The sequence below is a fragment of the Pseudomonas sp. CM25 genome (assembly GCF_013179705.1).
Taxonomy (GTDB): Bacteria; Pseudomonadota; Gammaproteobacteria; order Pseudomonadales; family Pseudomonadaceae; genus Aquipseudomonas.
Genome location: NZ_JABMCW010000318.1, coordinates 1 through 6,042, shown reverse-complemented (window position 1 = coordinate 6,042; position 6,042 = coordinate 1). Strand labels below are relative to the sequence as shown.

7 protein-coding genes are annotated in these 6,042 nt (G+C 64.9%); all 7 read left to right on the top strand.

Annotated elements, in window-relative coordinates:
• A partial coding sequence (locus HP546_RS31905) for a flagellar hook-basal body complex protein FliE (protein ID WP_172230517.1) occupies positions 1-49 on the top strand: 49 nt, incomplete at its 5' end.
• Positions 50-64: 15 nt separating this feature from the next.
• The gene (fliF, locus tag HP546_RS24245) at positions 65-1,843 is read left to right on the top strand and encodes a flagellar basal-body MS-ring/collar protein FliF (RefSeq protein WP_172230514.1); all 1,779 of its coding nucleotides are present in this window, start codon (positions 65-67) and stop codon (positions 1,841-1,843) included.
• Positions 1,836-2,855 carry a flagellar motor switch protein FliG gene (gene fliG, locus HP546_RS24240; protein ID WP_003254434.1) on the top strand — a complete coding sequence of 340 codons (1,020 nt, stop codon included), beginning with the start codon at positions 1,836-1,838 and terminating at the stop codon, positions 2,853-2,855. Before fliF ends, fliG begins: the two co-directional genes overlap by 8 nt.
• A 179-nt stretch (positions 2,856-3,034) precedes the next feature.
• Positions 3,035-3,829, top strand: a complete 795-nt coding sequence (gene fliH / locus HP546_RS24235; RefSeq protein WP_172230511.1) for a flagellar assembly protein FliH — start codon at positions 3,035-3,037, stop codon at positions 3,827-3,829.
• Positions 3,819-5,174, top strand: a complete 1,356-nt coding sequence (gene fliI, locus HP546_RS24230; protein WP_172230508.1) for a flagellar protein export ATPase FliI — start codon at positions 3,819-3,821, stop codon at positions 5,172-5,174. Before fliH ends, fliI begins: the two co-directional genes overlap by 11 nt.
• Before the next feature lie 6 nt (positions 5,175-5,180).
• On the top strand, positions 5,181-5,633 hold the full coding sequence (gene fliJ, locus HP546_RS24225; RefSeq protein ID WP_172230505.1) for a flagellar export protein FliJ: 453 nt from the start codon (positions 5,181-5,183) through the stop codon (positions 5,631-5,633).
• 187 nt (positions 5,634-5,820) lie between these two features.
• Positions 5,821-6,042 (top strand): STAS domain-containing protein (locus HP546_RS24220; protein ID WP_172230502.1); only part of this gene is annotated, 222 nt, incomplete at its 3' end.

The following is a 6,042-nucleotide window of genomic DNA, read 5'->3' as shown; positions in this document are numbered from 1 at the left end:
CAACAAGCTGGTCCAGGCGTACCAGGACATCATGCAGATGCCGGTTTGAGGACGGATGTAACCCATGGCTGAAGCAGTCGTCGACAACGCCCCTGCCAAAACCGGCTCGCCGGCGGCCAAGCCGCCGCTGTTCGGCATGGCGTCCCTGGAAAACATCGCGAAGATGCCCATGCTGCGTCAGGTCGGCCTCATGGTCGGCCTGGCCGCCAGCGTGGCGATCGGCTTTGCCGTGGTGCTGTGGTCGCAACAACCCGACTACCGGCCGCTGTACGGCAGCTTGTCGGGCATGGACACCAAGCAGGTCATGGACACCCTGGCCGCTGCCGACATCCCCTACAACGTTGAACCCAATTCCGGCGCGCTGCTGGTCAAGGCCGACGACCTCTCCCGTGCGCGCCTGAAACTGGCTGCCGCCGGCGTGGCGCCGAGCGACGGCAATGTCGGTTTCGAGCTGCTCGACAAGGAGCAGGGCCTGGGCACCAGCCAGTTCATGGAAGCCACCCGCTACCGCCGCAGCCTGGAAGGCGAACTGGCGCGCACCGTGTCCAGCCTGAACAACGTCAAGGCTGCCCGCGTGCACCTGGCCATCCCGAAAAGCTCGGTGTTCGTGCGTGACGAACGCAAGCCCAGCGCCTCGGTACTGGTTGAGCTGTACCCGGGCCGTGCCCTGGAAGCCGGGCAGGTGATGGCCATCGTCAACCTGGTCGCCACCAGCGTGCCGGAGCTGGACAAGTCACAGGTCACCGTGGTCGACCAGAAGGGCACCTTGCTGTCCGAGCAGTTGCAGGATTCGGCACTGACCGAGGCCGGCAAGCAGTACGACTACAGCCGCCGCATGGAAAGCATGCTGACCCAGCGCGTGCGCAATATCTTGCAACCGGTGCTGGGCAATGATCGCTACAAGGCCGAAGTGTCTGCCGACCTGGACTTCAGCGCTGTCGAATCGACTGCCGAGCAGTTCAACCCCGACCAGCCGGCGTTGCGCAGCGAGCAGTCGGTGGACGAGCAGCGCGCCAGCAGCCAAGGGCCGCAGGGCGTACCCGGCGCTCTGAGCAATCAGCCGCCCGGCGCTGCCTCGGCCCCGCAGACCACCGGTGGCGCGGCCACCCCGGCCGCCGCCATTCAGCCAGGTCAGCCGCTGGTGGATGCCAACGGCCAGCAGATCATGGACCCGGCCACCGGCCAGCCGATGCTCGCGCCGTACCCTGCGGACAAGCGCCAGCAAAGCACCAGAAACTTCGAGCTGGACCGTTCCATCAGCCACACCCGCCAGCAGCAGGGGCGCATGACCCGCCTGTCGGTGGCTGTGGTGGTGGACGACCAGGTCAAGATCGACCCGGCTACTGGCGACACCACTCGTGCGCCGTGGGCTGCCGAGGATCTGGCGCGCTTTACCCGCCTGGTGCAGGACGCCGTCGGCTTCGACGCCAGCCGGGGCGACAGCGTGACGGTGATCAACGTGCCGTTCGCCGTCGACCGTGGCGAAGAAATCGCCGAGATCGCCTTCTACCAGCAGCCGTGGTTCTGGGACATCGTCAAGCAGGTGCTGGGCGTGGTGTTCATCCTGGTGCTGGTGTTCGGCGTGCTGCGGCCGGTGCTTAACAACATCACAGGGGGCGGCAAGCAGGCTGCCCCGGATAGCGACATGGAGCTGGGCGGCATGATGGGGCTCGATGGCGAACTGGCCAACGATCGCGTCAGCCTGGGTGGCCCGACAAGCATTCTGCTGCCTAGCCCGAGCGAGGGTTACGAGGCACAGCTCAACGCAATCAAAGGCCTGGTGGCCGAAGACCCGGGCCGTGTTGCCCAGGTCGTGAAAGACTGGATCAACGCCGATGAGTGATAACCGAGCCGTTACCGCCAAGCTGAGCCGCGTCGACAAAGCGGCGATCCTTCTGCTCTCGCTGGGCGAGACCGATGCCGCCCAGGTGCTGCGGCACATGGGCCCCAAGGAAGTGCAGCGGGTGGGCGTGGCCATGGCGCAGATGGGCAATGTGCACCGTGACCAGGTCGAGCAGGTGATGAGCGAGTTCGTCGACATCGTCGGCGACCAGACCAGCCTGGGGGTGGGCTCGGATGCCTACATCCGCAAGATGCTCAACCAGGCGCTGGGCGAAGACAAGGCCAACGGCCTGGTCGACCGCATCCTGCTGGGCGGCAACACCAGCGGCCTGGACAGCCTGAAGTGGATGGAGCCACGCGCCGTGGCCGACGTGATCCGCTACGAGCACCCGCAGATCCAGGCCATCGTGGTGGCCTACCTGGACCCCGACCAGGCCGGTGAAGTGCTGAGCAATTTCGACCACAAGGTGCGCCTGGACATCGTCTTGCGCGTGTCGTCGCTGAACACCGTGCAGCCGGCGGCATTGAAAGAGCTGAACCAGATCCTCGAGAAGCAGTTCTCGGGCAACTCCAACGCTGCGCGCACCACCCTGGGCGGCATCAAGCGCGCCGCCGACATCATGAACTTCCTCGACAGTTCGGTGGAAGGTGCACTGATGGACGCGATCCGCGAAATCGACAGCGACCTGTCGGAGCAGATCGAAGACCTGATGTTCGTCTTCAACAACCTGGCCGATGTCGACGACCGCGGTATCCAGGCACTGCTGCGCGAAGTGTCGTCCGACGTGCTGGTGGTGTCGCTCAAGGGCGCCGACGAGCGGGTCAAGGACAAGATCTTCAAGAACATGTCCAAGCGTGCCTCGGAGCTGCTGCGCGACGACCTGGAGGCCAAGGGGCCGGTGCGGGTCAGCGACGTGGAAACGGCGCAGAAGGAAATCCTCACCATCGCCCGCCGCATGGCCGAGGCCGGCGAGATCGTGCTCGGCGGCAAAGGCGCCGAGGAAATGATCTGATCCAGAGGGCGACGCGGTCCCTGTAGGAGCGGCCTTGTGTCGCGAAAGGGCTGCGAAGCAGCCCCGACTATAGCTACTGCGAAGCTGAAATCTGGGGCTGCTCTGCAGCCCTTTCGCGACACAAGGCCGCTCCTACAGGGGGCGCGTTGGTTGCTGCTGGCTTTTGAGTATCTGAAAACATGTCCACCAAAGAACATCACCCCAGCGACCTGATCCGCGCCCGCGACCTCGAAGGCGTGGACGTGTGGACGCTGCCCAGCTTCGACCCGCAGCCCGAGCACATACCCGAGCCCGATCCGGAACCCGAGGTGATCGAGGAGGAAGTCGAGGAAGTGCCGCTGGAAGAAGTCCAGCCACTGACCCTGGAAGAACTCGAGGCCATCCGCCAGGAAGCCTACAACGAAGGTTTCGCCACCGGTGAGCGCGAGGGCTTCCACAGCACCCAGCTGAAGGTTCGCCAGGAAGCCGAAGAGGCCCTTAAGGCGAAGCTGGTCGGTCTTGAGCGGCTGATGGCCAACTTGATGGAGCCCATCGCCGAGCAGGACACGCAGATCGAGAAATCCCTCGTGCACCTGGTGGCGCACATGACCCGCCAGGTAATCGGCCGTGAACTGCGCAGTGACTCCAGCCAGATCACCCAGGTGCTGCGCGAAGCGCTGAAGCTGCTGCCCATGGGCGCGGACAATATCCGCATCCACCTCAACCCGCAGGATTTCGAGCTGGCCAAGGCCTTGCGGGAACGCCATGAGGAAAACTGGCGGCTGCTCGAAGACAGCGCGCTGCTGCCCGGCGGCTGTCGCATCGAGACGGCCCATAGCCGCATTGATGCCAGCATGGAAACCCGCATCGAGAAGGCCGTGGCACAACTGTTCGACCAGCTGCACGACCATTCCCTGCACCCGGCCGCGCCAGACATGGCGGTAGATCTGGATGCCCCGCTCGAGCGCTCTGTGGATGGCCCGGATGCGCCTTGAACGCACCACTTTCGGCAAGCGCCTCGGCAGCTACGCCGAAGCCATCGAGCTGCCGACCCAGCCCATTGTCGAAGGCCGCCTGCTGCGTATGGTCGGCCTCACCCTGGAAGCCGAAGGGCTGCGCGCCGCCGTAGGCAGCCGCTGCCTGGTGATCAATGACGACAGCTACCACCCGGTGCAGGTAGAGGCTGAAGTCATGGGCTTTGCCGGGCCCAAGATATTCCTGATGCCGGTCGGCAGCATCGTCGGCATCGCCCCGGGCGCCAGGGTGGTGCCGCTGGATGACGGCGGCCGGCTGCCGATGGGCATGAGCATGCTCGGCCGGGTGCTCGATGGCGCCGGCCGCGCGCTGGATGGCAAAGGCGGGATGAAGGCCGAGGACTGGGTGCCGATGGACGGCCCGGTGATCAACCCGCTCAACCGCGACCCCATCAGCAAGCCGCTGGACGTGGGTATCCGCAGCATCAATGGCCTGCTCACCGTCGGTCGTGGCCAGCGCCTGGGCCTGTTCGCCGGTACCGGGGTAGGTAAATCGGTGTTGCTGGGCATGATGACCCGCTTCACCGAAGCCGACATCATCGTGGTTGGCCTGATCGGCGAGCGCGGTCGCGAGGTGAAGGAATTCATCGAGCATATCCTCGGTGAAGAAGGCCTCAAGCGCTCGGTGGTGGTGGCGTCGCCCGCCGACGATGCGCCACTGATGCGCCTGCGTGCCGCCATGTACTGCACGCGTATTGCCGAATATTTCCGCGACAAGGGCAAGAATGTGCTGTTGCTGATGGACTCTTTGACCCGCTTTGCCCAGGCCCAGCGGGAAATTGCCTTGGCCATCGGCGAGCCGCCCGCCACCCGGGGATACCCACCGTCGGTATTCGCCAAGCTGCCCAAGCTGGTGGAGCGGGCCGGTAACGGCGAGGCGGGTGGTGGTTCGATTACTGCGTTCTACACCGTGCTGTCCGAAGGCGACGACCAGCAGGACCCGATCGCCGACTCGGCGCGGGGTGTGCTCGACGGCCACTTCGTGCTGTCGCGCCGGCTGGCCGAGGAAGGCCATTACCCGGCCATCGATATCGAGGCCTCGATCAGCCGGGTCATGCCGCAGGTGGTCGATGCCGATCATTTGCGCCAGGCGCAGAAGTTCAAGCAGTTGTGGTCGCGCCTGTCGCAAAGCCGTGACCTGATCAGCGTGGGCGCCTACGTGCCCGGCGGCGACCCGGAAACCGACCTGGCGATTGCCTTGCAATCCAGGCTGGTGGAGTTCTTGCGCCAAGGCCTGCGCGAGAACGTGGGCATGGCGCAGAGCCGCGACCAGCTGGGGGCGATCTTCTCGCCCCCGGCGGGCTGATAGGCCATGGCGCTGCCTGGGCGCGCCGCGCGCCTGGCGCCGGTGGTGGACATGGCCGAGGAGGCCGAGCGCAAGGCAGCGCAGCGCCTTGGGCATTTCCAGCAGCAGGTGACCACGGCGCAGGCCAAGCTGGCCGAACTGGAGCGTTTTCGCGAGGATTACCAATTGCAGTGGATCAACCGCGGCGGGCAGGGCGTCAATGGCAGCTGGCTGGTCAATTACCAGCGCTTCCTGGGGCAGCTGGAAACGGCCATGACCCAGCAGCGCCAGAGCCTGGTGTGGCACCAGAACAACCTCAACAACGCCCGCGGCACCTGGCAGCAGGCCTATGCCCGGGTGGAAGGTTTGCGCAAACTGGTGCAGCGCTATATGGACGAGGCCCGGCGCGCCGAAGACAAGCGCGAGCAGCGCTTGCTGGACGAGCTTTCCCAGCGCCTGCCGCGGCAGAATCACCTTTAGCCTGTACCGGCCCTATCGCCGGCAAGCCAGCTCCCACAGGAATTGCGCAGGGCTCAGGCCTTGCGCCGCACCTGTGGGAGCTGGCTTGCCGGCGATAGGGCCGGTACAGGTATGACCTTGCTACACCTGCAGCGGCCTGCTAAACCTTAATGGAGTTGCATTCGCCATCATCGAAGGAATCGCTAGCATGGCAGTCGATACGGATATTTCGCCGGACGGGAAAAAACTGACGATCAAGATCAAAGGGCGCTTCGACTTCGGCAAACACCAGGAATTTCGCAAGGCTTACGAACGCATCAGCAAGCCAGATTCGGTGGTCGTCGACCTCAGCGACGCCACCTACATCGACAGTTCCGCACTCGGCATGCTGCTGATGCTGCGCGACCATGTGGGCGGCGATGACTCGGAT